At 67.2% G+C, this 17,851-nt stretch carries 15 protein-coding genes and 1 riboswitch; of the genes, 2 read left to right on the top strand and 13 right to left on the bottom strand.

Annotated elements, in window-relative coordinates; genetic code table 11:
• Nucleotides 1-44 precede the first annotated feature (44 nt).
• A complete protein-coding gene (locus tag MJO58_RS13785; RefSeq protein ID WP_239719757.1) occupies nucleotides 45-2,150 on the top strand; it encodes a substrate-binding domain-containing protein in 2,106 nt (701 codons plus the stop codon).
• Nucleotides 2,151-2,179: 29 nt separating this feature from the next.
• On the top strand, nucleotides 2,180-3,052 hold the full coding sequence (locus MJO58_RS13780) for a haloalkane dehalogenase (protein WP_090602270.1): 873 nt from the start codon (nucleotides 2,180-2,182) through the stop codon (nucleotides 3,050-3,052).
• Between the two features lie 12 nt (nucleotides 3,053-3,064).
• On the opposite strand, the gene MJO58_RS13775 is transcribed toward MJO58_RS13780, so the two are convergent.
• The 13 genes from MJO58_RS13775 to MJO58_RS13715 form a co-directional block, all read right to left on the bottom strand.
• Nucleotides 3,065-4,345, bottom strand: a complete 1,281-nt coding sequence (locus MJO58_RS13775; protein WP_239719756.1) for a DUF222 domain-containing protein — start codon at nucleotides 4,343-4,345, stop codon at nucleotides 3,065-3,067.
• A gap of 54 nt (nucleotides 4,346-4,399) precedes the next feature.
• A complete protein-coding gene (gene gcvP, locus MJO58_RS13770) occupies nucleotides 4,400-7,225 on the bottom strand; it encodes an aminomethyl-transferring glycine dehydrogenase (protein WP_239723275.1) in 2,826 nt (941 codons plus the stop codon).
• Between the two features lie 156 nt (nucleotides 7,226-7,381).
• A riboswitch (glycine riboswitch) is annotated at nucleotides 7,382-7,479 on the bottom strand.
• Between the two features lie 84 nt (nucleotides 7,480-7,563).
• The gene (locus MJO58_RS13765; RefSeq protein WP_217493128.1) at nucleotides 7,564-8,196 is read right to left on the bottom strand and encodes a MerR family transcriptional regulator; all 633 of its coding nucleotides are present in this window, start codon (nucleotides 8,194-8,196) and stop codon (nucleotides 7,564-7,566) included.
• Nucleotides 8,197-8,444: 248 nt separating this feature from the next.
• Entirely contained in the window at nucleotides 8,445-8,939 is a 495-nt protein-coding gene (locus tag MJO58_RS13760; RefSeq protein WP_036469133.1) for a bifunctional nuclease family protein, read from the bottom strand.
• A 117-nt stretch (nucleotides 8,940-9,056) separates the two neighbouring features.
• Nucleotides 9,057-9,803, bottom strand: coding sequence for a transcriptional regulator FtsR (gene ftsR, locus MJO58_RS13755; protein ID WP_090602258.1), 747 nt, complete (start codon nucleotides 9,801-9,803; stop codon nucleotides 9,057-9,059).
• Entirely contained in the window at nucleotides 9,803-10,276 is a 474-nt protein-coding gene (gene garA / locus MJO58_RS13750; RefSeq protein ID WP_420845424.1) for a glycogen accumulation regulator GarA, read from the bottom strand. Before garA ends, ftsR begins: the two co-directional genes overlap by 1 nt.
• A gap of 167 nt (nucleotides 10,277-10,443) precedes the next feature.
• Nucleotides 10,444-10,842, bottom strand: coding sequence for a glycine cleavage system protein GcvH (gene gcvH / locus MJO58_RS13745; protein ID WP_090602253.1), 399 nt, complete (start codon nucleotides 10,840-10,842; stop codon nucleotides 10,444-10,446).
• 24 nt (nucleotides 10,843-10,866) lie between these two features.
• Nucleotides 10,867-11,742, bottom strand: a complete 876-nt coding sequence (locus tag MJO58_RS13740; protein ID WP_239723131.1) for a DUF881 domain-containing protein — start codon at nucleotides 11,740-11,742, stop codon at nucleotides 10,867-10,869.
• Nucleotides 11,743-11,747: 5 nt separating this feature from the next.
• Entirely contained in the window at nucleotides 11,748-12,080 is a 333-nt protein-coding gene (locus tag MJO58_RS13735; RefSeq protein ID WP_036469126.1) for a small basic family protein, read from the bottom strand.
• A 16-nt stretch (nucleotides 12,081-12,096) separates the two neighbouring features.
• Entirely contained in the window at nucleotides 12,097-13,020 is a 924-nt protein-coding gene (locus MJO58_RS13730) for a DUF881 domain-containing protein (RefSeq protein WP_090602248.1), read from the bottom strand.
• Nucleotides 13,013-13,603: a CDP-alcohol phosphatidyltransferase family protein gene (locus MJO58_RS13725; protein WP_090602246.1), complete on the bottom strand. Its 591-nt coding sequence runs from the start codon at nucleotides 13,601-13,603 to the stop codon at nucleotides 13,013-13,015. The genes MJO58_RS13730 and MJO58_RS13725 overlap by 8 nt, the downstream gene beginning before the upstream one ends.
• Before the next feature lie 63 nt (nucleotides 13,604-13,666).
• Nucleotides 13,667-15,991: an accessory Sec system translocase SecA2 gene (secA2, locus tag MJO58_RS13720; protein ID WP_090602241.1), complete on the bottom strand. Its 2,325-nt coding sequence runs from the start codon at nucleotides 15,989-15,991 to the stop codon at nucleotides 13,667-13,669.
• A 125-nt stretch (nucleotides 15,992-16,116) separates the two neighbouring features.
• The gene (locus MJO58_RS13715; RefSeq protein WP_239723130.1) at nucleotides 16,117-17,760 is read right to left on the bottom strand and encodes an acetolactate synthase; all 1,644 of its coding nucleotides are present in this window, start codon (nucleotides 17,758-17,760) and stop codon (nucleotides 16,117-16,119) included.
• Between the last annotated feature and the right edge of the window lie 91 nt (nucleotides 17,761-17,851).

The following is a 17,851-nucleotide window of genomic DNA, read 5'->3' as shown; positions in this document are numbered from 1 at the left end:
ACCCGGACTGATGACGATTCGACGCAAAGGCAGCGGGCGCCGCGATGGGTAGGCACAGCATGCCCGGGAAGTCGTCCGACGAGCCTTCCGACGAGTCCACGACCAAGTTCACCGCCCGTGACCTGGTGTCTCGCTACCAAGAGGAACGGGACAAGCCGGATCCACGGGACCTCGACGAGGACGACGTCGACTACGACAGCGATGGCGATGGCGATGGCGATGAGCGGGATGCCGACACGCACTTCGCCGACGACGAGAAATACGAAGGCGACGCCTATCCCGACGAGGATTTCCCCGCCGGCGACGCTGACGATGACCACTATGCCGCCGACCGCGCCGACGACGAATACCCCGAATTCCCTTCTCGGCCAGCCAGTTCCGGGCCGGAGGAGCCAAAGCAGGGCCGCGTCCTCGGCGATTGGCGCGGCGGGCACCGCAGCGCCGGCGGGCGACGGGGAGTCAGCATCGGCGTGATCGTGGCCCTGGTCGCGGTGATCGTGGTGGTCGGCACCGTCATTCTGTGGAGCTTCTTCGGCGACGCGTTGTCGCATCGCTCGCACAATGCCGCTGCACGCTGCGTGGGAGGCAAGGAATCCGTTGCCGTCGTTGTCGATCCGTCGATCGTCGACCAGGTGCGGCCGTTCGCGGAGAGTTACAACTCCTCGGCCGGCCCGGTCGGTGACCACTGCATGGTGGTGGACGTCAAACCGGCCGGCTCCGACGCCGTCATCGCCGGTTTCATCGGCAAGTGGCCGGCGGATTTGGGTTCCCAACCGGCGCTGTGGATCCCGGGCAGCTCGGTGTCGGCCGCCCGGCTGGCCGCTGCCGCCGGCCAGAAGACGATCAGTGACAGCCGCTCGCTGGTGACGTCGCCGGTGTTGCTCGCCGTTCGGCCCGAACTGCAGCAGGCGCTGTCCAACCAAAACTGGGGTGCCCTGCCCGGCCTGCAAACCAATCCAAACGCGTTGGCGGGCTTGAAGTTGCCGGCGTGGGGATCGCTGCGGCTGGCGTTGCCGACGAGCGGCAACAGCGACGCGTCCTATTTGGCGGGTGAAGCGGTGGCGGCGGCGTCGGCACCTCCCGGCGCACCGCTCACCCAGGGCACCGCCGCCCTGCGCTCGTTGACGAGCGGCCAACCCAAACTGGCCGACAACTCGCTCACCGAGGCGATGAACGCACTGCTGAAGCAGGGTGACCCCGCTACCGCTGCGGTACACGCGGTGGTCACCACCGAGCAACAGCTGTTCCAGCGCGGCGAATCGCTGTCGGACGCCAAGAACACGTTGGCATCCTGGCTGCCGCAGGGACCGGCGCCGGTCGCCGACTACCCCACGGTGCTGCTCAGCGGCTCATGGCTGTCGAAGGAACAGACCTCGGCGGCCAGTGAGTTCGCCCACTTCATGCGCAAGCCCGATCAACTCGCGAAGCTGGCCAAGGCCGGGTTCCGGGTCAACGGCGTGAAACCGCCGAGCAGTCCGGTGACCAGTTTCGCCGCACTGCCTTCCACGCTCTCGGTGGGCGACGACGCCATGCGCGCCACGCTGGCCGATGTGATGGCCGCGCCGTCGAGCGGGCTGGCCGCGACGATCATGCTGGACCAGTCCATGCCCGGCGATGAAGGCGGAAAAACCCGGCTGGCCAACGTGATTGCGGCGCTGCAGGACCGGATCAAAGCGCTACCGCCGACCGCGATATTGGGACTGTGGACGTTCGACGGCCACGAGGGCCGCTCGGAGGTCGCGACGGGCCCGCTGTCCGACCCGGTCAACGGCCAGCCCCGCACCGCGGCCCTGGCGGCCGCGCTAGACAAGCAGTATTCCTCGGCCGGCGGGGCGGTTTCGTTCACCACGCTGCGCATGCTCTACCAGGATATGCAGACCAATTACCGAGCTGGACAATCGAATTCGATTCTGCTGATTACGGCGGGGCCGCATACCGACCAATCCCTCGACGGACCGGGACTGCAGAACTTCTTCCGCACCAGCGCCGACCCGGCTAAGCCGATCGCGGTCAACGTCATCGACTTCGGCGCGGACCCGGACCGCGCCACCTGGGAAGCGGTCGCCCAGCTCAGCGGTGGCAGCTACCAGAACATGGCGACCTCGGCCTCCCCTGACCTGGCCAACGCGATCAGTACATTCTTGAGCTGACGCACAGGGTTGAACGAGAAGGGCGGGTCATGAATCAGGAGTTCAAGCCGGAATTCACTCCGGATCCGCGGTTGTATCCGTTCGAGTCGCGCTGGTTCGACAGCTCGCGGGGGCGCATCCACTACGTCGACGAAGGAACCGGCCCGCCGCTGCTGCTGTGCCACGGTAACCCGACATGGAGCTTTCTGTACCGTGACATCATCACCGCCCTTCGTGGCCAATTCCGTTGCATAGCGCCGGATTATCTGGGGTTCGGGCTGTCGGATCGTCCGCCCGGATTCGGGTACAAGATCGACCAGCATGCCCAGGTGATCGGCGAGTTCGTGGATCATCTTGGGCTGGACGGCTATCTGACGATGGGTCAGGACTGGGGCGGACCGATCAGCATGGCGATCGCGGTCCAGCGTGCCGAGCGGGTGCGCGGTGTCGTGTTGGGCAACACCTGGTTCTGGCCGATCGACGTGCTGACGACCAAGATCTTTTCGCGCGTGATGTCCAGCCCCCCGATGCAGAAAGCGATCCTGCAGCGCAACTTCTTCGTGGAGCGATTGATTCCCGCGGGCACCGCGCAACGGCCTGGAACCGCGGTGATGGACCACTACCGCGGCGTGCAGCCCAGCCCGGCCGCACGCTTAGGGGTGGCCGAGATGCCCAAGGAGCTGTTGGCCGCGCGCCCGCTGCTGGAACGGCTGAGCCGCGAGGTGCCGGCCAAGCTCGGCGCCAAGCCGACGCTGCTGGTGTGGGGCATGAAAGACTTCGCGTTCCGGCCTGGTCCGACCATCCCGCGGATACGGGCGACGTTCCCCGATCACATGCTGGTCGAGCTGCCCACGGCCAAGCACTTCATCCAGGAGGATGCGCCCGAGGAGATCGCCTCGGCGATCATCAGGTGCTTCGGCTGAACGGCTGCAAATCTAGGCGGCATGCTTAGCCAGTGCGATGCCGACTCGCACTTCGATGTCGCTGACCGTGATAGTGGGTGCCCGCGGTGGGGCCGACGACCGGTAGGTCTGTCCCGTTGGCGTGGTGAAGTCGGCTGTGTGGGTGTGGGTGTGGGTGTCGTCGATACTGGTGGTGACCCGCCAGCCGTCGGCTTCCTTGGCGTAGTTGCACCGCTCGCACAAGCCGAGACCGTTGGCTGCGGTGGTCGCTCCGGCCGCGGCCCATGGTTGCGCATGGTCACGATGCCGGATCGGCGCATCGCAGTAGGGCGTGCGACAACGTTGATCGCGCAGCTCGATGAAGTTGGCCAGACCGCGCGGGAAGACCCGCGCCCGCGACTCCATCGCCACCAGCGCACCGGAGCGCGGATGAGCATAGAGCCTTCGCAGCGTCGCTCGGGACCGCCGGTCGGCGACGGCCTTAGAGACCATCGTGCGGCCGACCGCGGCCGGAACGGGACCGTAGCCGCAGATGTCGGCCGGGGTGCTGCCATCGCCCAGCAGCGTTTCGTCGGAGAGGACGAGGTTGACCGCTATCGGCATGGGGACCGCCGCGTCACGGCCGGTGACCCGTTCGACGAGGGTGTCGGCCATCACTTGTCCGCGCGAGCGTCCGTCACCGCGCGTGTCGGCTTCGCGGCGCAGTGCCGCGTACACCGAAACCCCTTGGGCCACTGGCAATAACGCGGTCAGATAGGTCATCGTGTCGGGTGCCGGCCGGATGCTGACGGTGCGCTCGTTCTCTGCCCTGGCGGCCCGTTCGACGACGGCATGTGGGTCCAGGCGGTAGGCGATCGCCTTGGCGGTGGCGGCAACTCGCGCATCGCCCATTCCGTCCAGGCCGGCCGCGTCGGCGCACATTTCGGCATCCAAAGTGCGACGGCCCTCGACGTCCAGGCAGGCGCTTTCGCGCACGATCAGGGTGGCCCGCCACTCCGAGAGTGCGCCGCCTTCGAGTGCCGCCAGAGTATGAGGCATCTCGTGCACGAGGGCTTTGGCGAGGCCGAGATGCCGGCCGCCGCGGGCCGGCGAATCCCGGCGCGCGAGTGCGATCTCGCTGGCCACCCCGCGCCCACGCTGCGCCGCGGGCATTCCGAGGGCCGCTTCGGCTGCCCGGCGCGCCGCGTCCAGTGCGGCCGCTGCCCGGGCCTGGCCCGCCGCGGCCGCGGACTTGATCCTTTCCAGTTCCGCGATGCGCTCGATCAACGCCGATTGGTCGGCCAGCGGATCGAGCACCGCAAGTTTATCGAACATATGTTCGAGTTTAGCGGTTGCCACCGACAACGACCGGTGCGGGCAAGCGTCAGCTCAGGAGTACGTGTCGATCGGCGGGCACGAGCACATGAGATTGCGGTCCCCGTAGGCGCCGTCGATGCGGCGCACCGGCGGCCACACCTTGGGCCGGAAGCCCTTGCCCAGCGGGTAGGCGGCCTCCTCGCGCGTGTACGGGTGATCCCAGTCGGAGACCAGCAGGCACTCGGCGGTGTGCGGCGCGCCCCGCAGCGGATTGTCGTCGGCGGGCCACTCCCCCGAACGGACGCGATCGATCTCAGCGCGGATGGCGATCATGGCGTCGCAGAACGCGTCAACCTCATTGAGGTCCTCGCTCTCGGTGGGCTCCACCATCAGCGTGCCGGCCACCGGGAAGCTCATGGTCGGCGCGTGAAAACCGTAGTCCGCCAGGCGCTTTGCCACGTCGTCGACGGTCACGCCGGTGGCTTTGGTGATGCCGCGCAGATCCAGGATGCACTCGTGGGCGACCATGCCGTTCTCGCCGGTGTAAAGCACCGGGAAGTACTCATCGAGCCGGCGGGCGATGTAGTTGGCCGAGGCAATCGCGGTCAGCGACGCCGCCCGCAGTCCGTCGGCGCCCATCATCCGGATGTAGGCCCAGCTGATCGGCAGGATCGACGCCGATCCGTACGGGGCGGACGACACCGGGTGTCCCTCGGGCAGTTCGGGTGCGTGCGGGTGGCCCGGCAGGAACGGCGCCAGATGCGCACGCGCGGCGACCGGACCCACACCGGGGCCACCGCCACCGTGCGGGATGCAGAACGTCTTGTGCAGGTTCAGGTGGCTCACATCGCCGCCGAACTTGCCCGGCCGGGCCAGGCCGACCAGCGCGTTGAGGTTGGCGCCGTCGACGTACACCTGGCCGCCGGCGTCGTGCACGGCCGCGCAGATCTCGGCGATGTCATGCTCGTACACCCCGTGCGTGGACGGGTAGGTGATCATCAGCGCCGACAGCCGATCGGCATGGTCGCCGATCTTGGCGCGCAGATCGTCGAGGTTGACGTCCCCGTTGTCGTGGCAGCCGACGACGACCACCCGCATACCAGCCAGGGCAGCGGACGCCGCGTTGGTGCCGTGCGCGCTGGACGGAATCAGGCACACGTCGCGCTGCGCTTCGCCGCGGCTGGCGTGATAGTCGTGGATCGCCAACAGGCCGGCGTACTCCCCCTGCGACCCGGCGTTCGGTTGCAGGGAAACCGCGTCGTAGCCGGTGATGTGCACCAGCCAGGTCTCCAGGTCGCTGATCAGCCGGCGCATTCCGGGGGTGTCGGCGGCGGGAGCGAACGGGTGCAGCCGGGAAAACTCCGGCCAGGTGATCGACTCCATTTCGGCGGCGGCATTGAGCTTCATCGTGCACGAGCCGAGCGGAATCATGCTGCGGTCCAAGGCGATGTCCTTGTCGGCAAGGGTGCGCAGGTAGCGCATCATCGCCGTCTCGGTGTGGTACTGCGTGAAGGCGGGATGGGTGAGGAATTCCGACGTGCGCGTGGCGATATCGGTGCCGGAAGGGTCGGCGGGCGACACCCCGAAGGCGTCCAGGACGATCGCCACGTGGGCGTCGGTGGTGGCCTCGTCGCAGGACACCGACACATGATCGGCGTCGACGCGCCAGAGGTTGATGCCCCTGGCCTTGGCCTTGGCCAGCACTTCGTCCGCGCGTCCCGGCACTCGGGCGAGCACCGTGTCGAAGTACCTCTCGTGCACCAGTGCTTCACCCAGTGCGGCGGCGATGGATTGGGCGCAGCCGTGCACCCGGCGGGCGATAGCGGTCAGGCCGGCGGCGCCGTGGTAACTGGCGTACATCGCGGCCATCACGGCCAGCAGTACCTGGGCGGTACAGATGTTGCTGGTCGCCTTGTCGCGGCGGATGTGCTGTTCGCGGGTCTGCAAGGCCAGACGGTAGGCCGGTGAGCCGTCGTTGTCGACCGAGACGCCGACCAGTCGGCCCGGCAGCTGACGTGCGTGCGCGGTGTGCACCGCCAGATACCCGGCGTGCGGGCCGCCGAATCCCATTGGCACACCGAATCTTTGAGTGCTACCGAACGCGATGTCGGCTCCGGTCTCGCCCGGCGGGGTGATCAACGTGCACGCCAGCAGGTCGGCGCCGATCGCGACCAGCGCGCCCCGCTCGTGAGCCTCGGCGACCAGTGCGGACCAATTGGTGATCCGGCCGCTGGCGCCGGGCAGTTGGGTGATGACACCGAAGAAGTCGCCGTCCGGCAGGCCGTCACGCAGATCAGCGGTGACGATCTCGATCCCCAACGGCTGAGCGCGAGTGGCCAGCACGGCAGCGGTCTGCGCGAAGACGTCGGCGTCGACGGCAAGCCGGTTGGTCTTGGCGCGCGACGCCCGGTGCATCAGGGTCATGGCCTCGGCGGCGGCCGTGCCTTCGTCGAGCATCGAGGCGTTGGCGATCTCGAGCCCCGTCAGATCGGCGACCATGGTCTGGAAGTTCAGCAGCGCTTCCAACCGGCCCTGGCTGATCTCCGGTTGGTACGGCGTGTAGGCCGTGTACCAAGCGGGGTTCTCCATGATGTTGCGCAGCAACACCGGCGGGGTGAGAGTGTCGTAATAACCCTGCCCGATCATCGACACCGCGACCGTGTTGGTGTCGGCCAGCGCCCGTAATTCGGCCAGCGCCTCGGCCTCGCTGGAGGCAGGCGGCAGCGCGCTCAGACCCGGCGCGAGGCCGCTGTCGGAGAGTTTGTCGAAAATGCCGGCCGGTACGGCCTGGGACGCCAGCTCGTCAAGCGAGCCGACCCCGATCGCGTCGAGCATGGCCTCGATGGCCTGGGCATCCGGCCCAATATGACGGGCGGCGAAACTGGATTTGTCGACCACGGGTACTCCTGACATCGGCAGAGGGACTATCGGCCCTCTCCCTCTGTCCTTACCCAGTCATGGGCGCCTGAGAGATTCGGCGCGTAGTCCCCCCAAGCGCCTTTCCCCATCGGCGGGTGGACCGCTCGAGGCGGCACCGCTTTCCAGAGGCATCTTCACCGTGACGCGGTCCGGGTGCCTGAGAGGTTGACGGAGAGGTGTTGCTCCTTCGGCGTCCATGGCTGGCTGCCACAGAACTCTCCCGCGCGGGCGTGATGCAACGACTAGTTTACCCGTGAGTGAAGCTCGGTACACGAATTAGCCCAACAATGCATGGCGAGACGACCAACAGTGGGTTGCTATCCGATTTTGCGGTCGCGATGCTTGCGCCGCGAGGCCAGCTCGTCCTCGGGCGCGGCAATCGACTCGCCCCCGTCGGCACGCTCACCCGGGAAGTCGGCGATGACGCCGGTCAGCTCCCGCATGGCGCCCGAGACGGCGATGCCGAACACGCCCTGACCGCCCTGCAGCAGGTCGACGACCTCTTCGGCCGATGTGCACTCGTAAACGGTGGTGCCGTCCGAGAACAGCGTGATGTTGGCTAGATCCTCGACGCCACGCTGACGCAGATGGTCGACGGCGACGCGGATGTTGTGCAGCGAAATGCCGGTGTCCAGCAGCCGCTTGACGATCTTGAGAACCAGGATGTCCTTGAAGGAGTACAGCCGCTGGCTGCCGGAACCGGCCGCACTGCGAATCGACGGCACCACCAACGAGGTGCGTGCCCAGTAGTCCAGCTGCCGGTAGGTGATTCCGGCGATCTGGCAGGCGCTTGGCCCCCGGTAGCCGACGAGCTCGTCGGGCACCGAATCGTCAGGAAACAGGCCGGGCTGCACGGGGCCGGGGGCCACGGTGACGCTAGGTTCACCATTGGTTGCGGCGTCCGCTTGGTCAGCAAGGTCCAGCTGTTCTTGACGTGGCTGGTCGCTCACAGTGAATCCTCTCGCCGATCGCGCTCTAGTCACTAGCTGCATCCACTGGCTGCCTTTACAGCCGCGTTAGCCAAGGCCCGAGTGTTAGAGAGCTTACGCTGTCCAATCGCTCCCGTGCCTTAACTTGTCCTCAAAGTATGGGGGCCATAAGGGCAAGGGCCGCGCTATCCGTCAGGCGTGTCGACATAACAGTGTCAGATGAGACGGATCCGTGATGTCGGTACCCACCTTAACCCGGGGTTTCCGGCCTAGGTGGCCTTGAAATCGTCGGGCGACACGCTGTCGAGAAACTCCTTGAATTTCTCCACCTCGTCTTCGCGAACAGCGGTGTTGGATTCCTCGTCGCTCTCGTCCGGGATTAGCAGGCCCGCCTGGGCCAGAACGGCCTCCTCGACGTAGATCGGGACTCCGACGCGAAGCGCTATCGCCACCGAGTCCGACGGGCGTGCCGACACGGTGATGTTGCGGTCGAAGACGAGGTCGGCGTAGAAAGTGCCTTCCTGCAGATCGACGATCCGGACCTCTTTGAGTGAATGCCCAAGTGCTGCAATGAGATCGCGAATCAGGTCATGCGTGAGCGGGCGGGGCGGCTCGACGCCTTGTTGTTCGAGTGCAATGGCGGCCGCTTCGGACTGCCCGATCCAAATCGGCAGGTAGCGGTCTCCGTTGGCCTCGCGCAACAACAGCACCGGCTGGTTCTGCGGCTGCTCGACGCGAATGCCGACAACACGAACTTCACCCATTTGTGTCTGCCCTCCGCACATGCCGCCGTGTCCGACTTTCACTCGGCGCGACGACCCGGTGGGGCACCATTCCTCTCCGTGTCGTGGGACGCCAAGCTGTTGAGGGAAGTCTAGTCCTCAGCGTCGCAGAACGTCGCGAACGGCGGACTTGATCAGCGACGTGTGCAAAGTAATTGCGAGCGCGGCAACCTCACGCGCCAGATCGTCGGCGCGATCGCGGGCGCCGGCCTTGTCGGCTTTGATGAGGGGCCCCGCGATCTGGGCGATCAGATCGGACTGGCGGTCCGCCGCCGAGCGGAACGCACGCAGGTGCCGTGGCTCGACGCCGTACTCGGACAGCGCCCGTGCGCACTGCAAGATCACCACGGCGTGCTCGTCGAAGAATCCGCCCGGCCCGGTGGTGATAACGCCCGCTTTGAGCAGCGAAGTCAGCAGGTCTTCGTCCACACCCGCGCGTTCGAGGAGGTCTTCTCGACTCAACCGGACGCGGGTAGGTGCCACCGCGGCCGCGTCGGGTCCGGTTTCGGGGTCGGCATCGCCGTCGCTCACCGAAACCAATCGTGGTACGCCATAAGGCGATCCGAACGGCGGCAGCTCGCCGTCGGGCTGGGCGTCGAGCTGGGCCCGGATCACCTTCAGCGGCAGGTAGTGATCGCGCTGCGCGGTGAGAATGAAGCGCAGTCGCGCACAGTCGTAAGCGGTGAATCTGCGGTATCCCGACGCGGCGCGTTGCGGCGTCACCAGTCCTTCAGCTTCCAAGAACCGAATCTTGGAAATCGTGACATCGGGGAAATCCGGCCTCAACAGGTCCAAGACCGCCCCAATCGACATCCCGGCAAGAGCCGAGCTATCGGGTGCGCTCACTAGCCTCCGGATCCTCCGTCGTCGTCACCTTTGGGTCCGGTCAGGAACACCAAGCGGAACTTGCCGATCTGTACTTCGTCACCGTTCGCCAGCACTGCCGAGTCCACCGGCTCACGATTGACGTACGTGCCGTTGAGGCTACCCACATCGACCACGTGGAATTCGTTGTTTTCCAACCTGAATTCGGCGTGGCGGCGGCTCACCGTCACGTCGTCGAGGAATATGTCGCTGTCGGGGTGCCGTCCGGCCGACGTGATGGCCTGGTCGAGCAGGAAGCGCGATCCAGCGTTGGGCCCGCGCTTGACGACCAGCAACGCCGAGCCCGCCGGAAGTCCTTCGACCCCGGAGACCGTGCTCTCGGTTCCCGAGTGGGCGGGCGCGTCCAGTTCGTTGAGGAAGTCGGCGCGGAAGACCGAAGTTGTCTCCACGGTGACTTCGTCAGAAGTCTGGTCTTCCTGACGTCCTGAGTCCATATCCGTCACGCGCTGCTCCTCACTGGCCGCTGTGGCGTTGTCTGACCGGGCCGTTCGGCCGGCTTCCCACTAGGTTGACCGTACCGCGCGGTGGTTCCGAATGCGCTAGCCACCGGCAGGATCGCCATCCGATCGTTTGGCCCCCGTGGCAGGGACATTAGCAACCGTCACTCGGTCAATGTGCCGCGGTAGGCCTCGGCATCGAGCAGCGCGGAAACGGCGGACTCCAACTCCGAGACGTCCGAGACCTGAATGTCCAGCAGCCAGCCGGCACCGTACGGGTCGGAGTTAACCAGCTGCGGGTCGCCTTCCAGTTCGCCGTTGACGGCGGTCACCTTGCCGGACAGCGGCGCGTACAGATCCGACACGGATTTCGTCGACTCCACTTCGCCAAAGGATTCGCCCGCGCTCACCTCGGTGCCGACATCGGGCAGCTGGACGAAAACCACGTCGCCCAGCGCCGATTGCGCGAAGTCGGTGATGCCGACCCGCACGGTGTCGTCACCGCTCCGGCGAACCCACTCATGTTCGGCGGTGTAGTGCAGATCGGGTGGGATATCGCTCACGGCAATCCTGTTCTTTTCGGTGTCTCACTTGACGGGCTGAGCGTATTGGTGCGGTTTTGGTTGCCGCAAGGTGGTCACGTCGATGCGGTCGCCCTGCTGCACGGACATCTTTCCGCCCACTCGCTTGATGCTGTCCTCGGCACCGCCGGGAATGTTCATCGCTGCGGCCAGCGTGGGCGGATCGCCAATCGCCAGAATCGAATACGGCGGCGACAGCGCCTTGGTGTCGATGGTCAGCGCACCGGGTGTGCCGACCACCCAGGTGTCGACACCTACCCGCACCGACTGGTGTCCGCCGTTGACCTCGATCGCCTCGGCTCCGGCGGCGCGCAACTCATTGATCACGTCGAGCATTACTTCCGGTGATATCCCTGGACCGGGATCATCGATCGTGATGGTGACGCCGGGTCCGGTCGCGCCGACGGCGCCCACCAGGATGGACAGCGCGGCCAGCCGGGCCTGGGCGCTCTGGATCGCGGCCTGGTCAGTGTTGCCGGACGCCTGCAACGAATTCAGCGTGTTCTGCAGCTCGTTGACTTCGCCGTTCAACGTGCCCTCGCGCTGCCGCAACGAATCCAGCAGCACCAGCAGATCTGCGGGGCGCGCGGTGTCCAGCGAGTCACCCGACCGGGTCTGGCGAACCTGGGTGACGATCGCGACGCCCAGCACCAGACAGAGCAGGATCGCCAGCGTTCCGAATATCAGCCGCGACCGCCCGCTGCGCAGCCTCCCGGACAACCCGGTCCGGCCTACTGCCCCGATCTCGGGGCGCGGGCGGTGCGCGGGTAATTCGTGGCGACCGCGCTGCGCGGCATCGTCGGCCCCAGGCTTGGGATCGTCGTGTCTGGTTGGCGCGTCGCGACTTTCGTCGGCCACGCCGTCGGGCTGATCCTGGCTCATTTCCATTACGCCCCGAACAGCCGGCGCCGCAACGCGGCGGCATTGCCGAAGATCCGGATGCCCAACACGACGATGATGGCCGTGGACAACTGCGTGCCCACGCCCAACTGGTCGCCGACGTAAACGATCAGCGCCGCGACAAAGACGTTGAACACGAACGAAATCACGAAGACCTTTGGGTCGAAGATTCGCTCCAGGTAGGCCCGCAGACCGCCGAAGACCGCGTCGAGCGCGGCGACCACTGCGATGGGCAGATACGGCTGGACGACCTCGGGCACGGCGGGATGGAAAACCAGGCCCAACACGATGCCGACCACAAGCGCCGCGATACCGATCATCCGAGGACTTTTCTCACTAGGGCCCAATCTGTTTGGCGAACTTGACTTCCCGGACCGATCCGGCCGGCAGCGACAGACCGTCGGAGACGTTCACCGTGATGCCGACACCGTAGGAGACCTCCAGCAGCCTCAGACGCTGCAATCCGGGGCTGTTCTCGAAGACGTCGCGCATCCCGTTCGGCGGCCCCACCGCCAGGATCGTGTACGGGCTGCTGGTGGGGTTGTTGTCGACCAGGATCGCTCCCCCGGCCTGGCGGATCGTCACATTCGGCCCGATGCGCACCCCGCCGATCGAGATCGCCTCGGCGCCGCTGGCCCACAACGAGTTGACCACGAGCTGCAGATCGCGGTCGAGGATGATTTGCCGGCTCCCGTTCACGCGCTGCTTGGACACGTCGGACAGGTTCGGGCTGGCCCCGGGATCGGTCACTTTCACGGTCAGGCCGGGACCGATGATCGCCGTGCTGGCCGCCGCCAGACTGAGCCGGTCCAGTCGGCTCAGCAGCCGCTGGCCCTCGGCGTCGTCGGCCAGCGCGAGCCGTTGCACGTCGTCGACCTTGCTCGACAGCACGCTGCGCTGCTGAGCCAATTTCGTGTCGGATTCTTCGATCGATCGCACGCTGCGTGCCAGCAGCTGCTGAGCCGTGCGCACACCCGGTTCGACCGAACGGGCTTGTGCGACCGCGGCCGCGAAGACCGTGGCGACGAGCATCGCCGCCAGGGCTTGCCAGAGCCAGCCGAACACGCGCGTGCGCCCACTCTGCGGTGTGCCCTGTCCGGCGCGCCGTTCGGCGGCCGCGGCGTAACCGGGATCCAGATGCTCCGACAGCAGCGCGCGCAACAGCGAGGGCACCGGGATCAGCGTGGGGCGCGCGGCGGCGTGCGCGCTACGGCCCGCGTTGGGGTCGTAGCCGCCGAGCAGGCGATCCGGTTCAGCCATGCGCATCGACCTTGGGCATGCGCCGCATCACCAGGACCATCTGCACGGCGTACAGGACGAATGACCACAGGTAGGCGTACATTCCCCAGATCAGAAAGCCCCAACCGCAGGCGCCGATCACCCGGCTCCACAACGCGTCCCAGGTGCCCAACAGCACGAGCGGGAAGCCGGACATCAAAGCGAACGTCGCGGCCTTGCCGAAGTAGGTCACCGGCAGCGCCGACAGCCCGCGACTGCGCAGCAGCGGCAGCGTGGCCGCCAGCAGCGCGTCGCGCGCGATCAGGGTGATGACGAACCACCACGGCACGATGCCGCTCACCGCCAGCACGACGGGCACGGTCACCATATAGAGCCGGTCGACCGCCGGGTCCAGCAGCACACCCAGCCGCGACGATTGATTCAGCGTGCGGGCGATCTTGCCGTCGGCCCAGTCGGAGGCGCCGCTGAACATCAGGATGGCCACCGCCCAGCCGTTGGCGTGGGCGACCAACAGTACGTAGATGAACACCGGGATGAGCACCAGGCGCAGCGCGCTCAGCAGGTTGGGCACTGTCAGCACCCGGTCTGGCGGAACCGGCTCCATGAGGCGTGACATTAGCTCGGTGACGATGTGGTCCGCACCGCGGGACGAGCCACGCGACGCCGTCTAGCGGAATACCCCGGGCAGGCTCAGGGTGGACAACGTGTCGTCGGACAACGGGTTGTCGTTGACCATGTAGGTCCACGTCGACGTCGGTCGGGCCAGCTTGGACAGATCCAGGCCCGGCTCTGCCTCGAGGACGTTGGCCGTTTCGAACGTCTGCTGAGCCGCTTCGATCGCGTCGGCGGCCAGCGACGCGAACGCGTCGACCGCCATGCGGTGGAATTCGTCGAGCGGGTTCTGCCGGCCCAGCGCGCGCAGGTGAATGCTCTCGCGGATGTCGGCCAGATAGGCCAGGTGATCGGCCCAGCCGCGGTCGAGGTGATAGAGCATGATCTGCCGGCAGATCGTCTCGAGGCGTTCTTCCGAGATTTCCTCCGACAGCTCCTGGTACCGCTTCGGGGCCAGTTCGGCGAGCTCTTCGCGCGCAGTTGCGGTGCGCAGCAAGGTATTTCGGCGGTCCACGATAATAGCGCGCTGCTGGGCGATCAGCTGGTTATAACGCCAGGTATTGGCGTGCACGTCCAGCATCCGGCCCTCGGCGACTCGCTGGGCATGGTCGAGCAGCCCGGCCGCCTTGGGGCTGACGATCCGGCCGTCCTCGTCGGTCTGCTCCGGCAACTTGTTGCGGTCGAGGTTGGCCACCACGACGTCGTCCTCCCAACTGGAGAAGAACACCGACGAGCCGGGGTCACCCTGACGGCCCGCGCGCCCGCGCAACTGGTTGTCCAGTCGCTCGGTGTGATGGCGGCCGGTGCCGACCACGTGCAGCCCGCCCAACTCGGCGACCCGCTCGTGGTCGGCTTCATCAGATCCGCCGAGGCGGATATCGGTGCCGCGCCCCGCCATTTGAGTGGACACCGTGACGACGCCGTACTTTCCGGCCTCCGCGATCACCTCGGCTTCCTCGGCGTCGTTCTTGGCGTTGAGCACCACCGCCGCCACGCCGCGGCGGACCAGCTGCTCGTGCAGCTCCTCGGACTCGGCGACATCGCGGGTGCCGACCAGGATCGGCTGTCCGGTCTCGTGCACCTGGGCGATGTGCTCGACGATCGCGTCGTTCTTGGCCGCGGCGGTGATGTACACCCGGTCGGGCTCGTCCTCACGAATGTTGGGCTCGTTCGGGGGAATTGGTGACACGCCGAGCTTGTAGAACTGGCGCAGCTGCTCACCGGCGGCCAGCGCGGTCCCGGTCATGCCGCACACCGTCGTGTAGCGGTTGATCAGCGCCTGCACGGTGATGGTGTCGAGCACCTCGCCGGTCTCGGTGGTCTCGATGCCCTCCTTGGCCTCGACGGCGGCCTGCAGGCCGTCCGGCCAGCGCTGCAGTTGCGCGATGCGGCCGCGCGCGGCGTTGATCAGGTGCACCGCGTCGTCGCGGACGATGTAGTGCACGTCGCGCTGCAGCAGCACGTGCGCGTGCAGTGCGACGTTTACCTCGGTGAGCGTGGTGGCGACATGCTCCTCGGAGTACAGGTCGATCCCGCCGAGCGCCTTTTCGACCTTGCGTGCGCCGACGTCGGTGAGGTGCACGTTGCGACTGTCGGAGTCGGTGTCGTAATCGGTGCCCGGGGCGAGCTCGCCGACCAGTTTGATGATCTCGAGCCGCGGCGTTTCGCGGTGCGTGGTGCCGGCCAGCACCAGCGGTACCAGCGCCTCGTCGACGAGCACCGAATCGGCCTCATCGATAAGGGCCACATCGGGATTCGGCGACACCAGGTCGTCGACGTCGGTTACCAGCTGATCCCGCAGAACGTCGAACCCGATCTCGTTGACCGAGGCGTAGGTGACGTCGCAGTCGTAGGCCGCGCGGCGTTCCTCGCTCGTCGACTCGGCGGTGATCCAGCCCACCGTCAGTCCCATCGCCTCGATCAGCGGGCCCATCCATTCCGCGTCCCGGCGGGCCAGATAGTCGTTGATGGTCACCACGTGGACGTGTCGGCCGGCGATCGCGTATCCGGCGGCCGCGATCGCGCCCGCCAGTGTTTTGCCCTCACCGGTCGCCATCTCGATCACGTCTCCATCGAGCATGCGCAGCGCGCCCAGCAGCTGAACGTCGAACGGCCGCAAGCCCGTTGACCGCTCCGCGGCTTCCCGCGCGATCGCCAGGAACTGCGAGATGTCCTCGGAGTCGGCGAGATCGTCGAGGTTGAGCAACCCGGTGGCCTTGCGCAACCGCTCGTCGGACAGGCCGGCGGCCTTCTCGTCGTATTCCGAGGAGTCGCTGACCTGCGAGAGCGAGCGCGAGCGGTTCTTTTCCGTACTGGCGCCGAGCAGCTTCCAAAATCTGCTGCTCAGGCGGCCCGGTTGGGTGCGGGTGGTCTTTGGCACAGATCAACGGTACGCGGTGACCAGCACAGCTCCGGCTAGGCCGGTCGGCGACGACGAGCTCCGCGACGCGGAGTGCGGTGGGGGTACCTCCCAGCCGCGCAGCGGCGAGGGGGCAAGCCGACCAATCAGGCCAGGTTTGATCGGCGCGGGTACGCGATGCTCGGGTCGGTGAGCACGTTGACGACCGCGGGCAGGCCGCTGGCGAACGCGCGCTCCAGCGCGGGGCGCAGCTCGACGGGCGCCGAGACCAGCTCACCGTGGCCGCCCAGGGCGCGCACCACCTCGTCGTAGCGGGTGCCCGGACGCAGCTCTGCCACCACCGAGTAGCCGTAGATCGCCTCCATCGGATGCTTTTCCAGCGCCCAGATGCCGTTGTTGCCGATCACCGATACGACCGGAACCTGGTGGCGCACTAGGGTGTCCCACTCCATGCCGCTGAAACCGAAGGCGCCGTCGCCCTGTAGCAACACGACCTGACGCTCGGGGTGGGCCAGCTTGGCGGCCAGGGCGTAGCCGGGGCCCGAGCCCAGGCAGCCGAACGGGCCACTGTCCAGCCAGCAGCCGGGCTGATAGCTGTCGATCACCCGGCCGGCGTAGGAGCCGAAGTCACCGGCGTCGATGACCACGATGGCGTCACGGTCGAGCATCGGCGCCAGTTCGGCGTAGACCCGCATCGGGTGCAGCGGGATGCGGTCGTCGCCCAGGTCGGCGGTCTCCTGATCACGGGCCGCGGTCTCGGCCGACCGCAGCGCGGCGATCCAGTCGCCGGGCTCGGCGCCGGCGCGCCCGGACAGCGCCGAGAGAATGGCCGTCAGATCGCCGTACAGGCCCGCCGCGATCGGCCGCGGATGCTCCCGATCGGGTTCGGCCCGATCCGCGACGACGAGCTGGGTTTCCGGTCCGAACACCTTGCCGAAGCCGAGCCGAAAGTCCATCGGCACCCCGACGACAAGGGCGACATCCGCTTCGCCCAGCGCCTTGGCGCGCGCCCGCGAGAACGCCAACGGGTGATCGGCGGGCACGACGCCGCGGGCCATCCCGTTCATCAGCACCGGGATCCGCCGCTGCTCGGCCAGCCCAAGCAGCGCGGCCTCGGCGTGTCCCCACCACACGTTGGTGCCGGCCATGATCACTGGCCGCCGCGCACCCGCCAGCAGGTGCGCGGCCCGGTCCAGCGCGTTGCCGTCGGGAGCCGGCGACGGTGGCGGCACGGTCAGCGCACCGGGACGGCCGTCGTCCTCGGAGACGGCGAACACGTGATCCATCGGAAAGTCGACGAATCCCACCCCCGATGGCGCGCCGACCGCGGCGCGCAGTGCCTCGTCGACCAGCAGGCCCGCGTCTTGCGCGGACTGCGCGGTGGCCGCGAAGCGGGCCAGCGGGGCCACGAACGGCACGTGGTCGATCTCCTGCAGCGAACCCATACCCCAGCGCTGGGCGGGCGCGCGTCCGCCGAGCACCACCAACGGCGACTGGTTTTGCTGCGCGGCGGCCATCGCGCTCATGCCGTTGGTGATTCCGGGCCCTGCGGTCAGGGCAGCCACGCCGGGCACCCTGGTCACCTTCGACCAACCCTCGGCGGCGAACGCCGCAGTCTGCTCGTGGCGGGTGTCGATGAGTCGAATGTCCTCGTCACGGCAGCCGTCGTAGAGGGAGAACAGGTGACCGCCCGACAACGTGAAGACGGTGTCGATACCGCTGGCCCGCAGGCGCCGGGCGATCAATCGGCCCGCATGGACAATCTGGCTTGACGGAGCGTCGATGCTCATCCTGGCAGCCTATCCGCCGGTCTCGGGTACCTTCGCGGGGAAGCATTCGCCACGAGGCTCCTCCAGATGCCTCGATAGCAAGGAGACGTCG

Source organism: Mycobacterium lentiflavum (assembly GCF_022374895.2).
GTDB classification, from domain to species: Bacteria; Actinomycetota; Actinomycetes; order Mycobacteriales; family Mycobacteriaceae; genus Mycobacterium; species Mycobacterium lentiflavum.
Note: the sequence above shows the minus strand (reverse complement) of the source record. Positions and strands in the feature narration are given on the sequence as shown.

Bases quoted from the DNA above. Each gene is read 5' to 3' on its own strand.
- MJO58_RS13785 (WP_239719757.1), top strand. From the start codon at position 45: ATGGGTAGGCACAGCATGCCCGGGAAGTCGTCCGACGAGCCTTCCGAC.
- MJO58_RS13780 (WP_090602270.1), top strand. From the start codon at position 2,180: ATGAATCAGGAGTTCAAGCCGGAATTCACTCCGGATCCGCGGTTGTAT.
- MJO58_RS13775 (WP_239719756.1), bottom strand. From the start codon at position 4,345: ATGTTCGATAAACTTGCGGTGCTCGATCCGCTGGCCGACCAATCGGCG.
- MJO58_RS13760 (WP_036469133.1), bottom strand. From the start codon at position 8,939: ATGGGTGAAGTTCGTGTTGTCGGCATTCGCGTCGAGCAGCCGCAGAAC.
- garA (WP_420845424.1), bottom strand. From the start codon at position 10,276: ATGGACTCAGGACGTCAGGAAGACCAGACTTCTGACGAAGTCACCGTG.
- MJO58_RS13740 (WP_239723131.1), bottom strand. From the start codon at position 11,742: ATGAGCCAGGATCAGCCCGACGGCGTGGCCGACGAAAGTCGCGACGCG.
- MJO58_RS13735 (WP_036469126.1), bottom strand. From the start codon at position 12,080: ATGATCGGTATCGCGGCGCTTGTGGTCGGCATCGTGTTGGGCCTGGTT.
- MJO58_RS13730 (WP_090602248.1), bottom strand. From the start codon at position 13,020: ATGGCTGAACCGGATCGCCTGCTCGGCGGCTACGACCCCAACGCGGGC.
- MJO58_RS13725 (WP_090602246.1), bottom strand. From the start codon at position 13,603: ATGGAGCCGGTTCCGCCAGACCGGGTGCTGACAGTGCCCAACCTGCTG.
- MJO58_RS13715 (WP_239723130.1), bottom strand. From the start codon at position 17,760: ATGAGCATCGACGCTCCGTCAAGCCAGATTGTCCATGCGGGCCGATTG.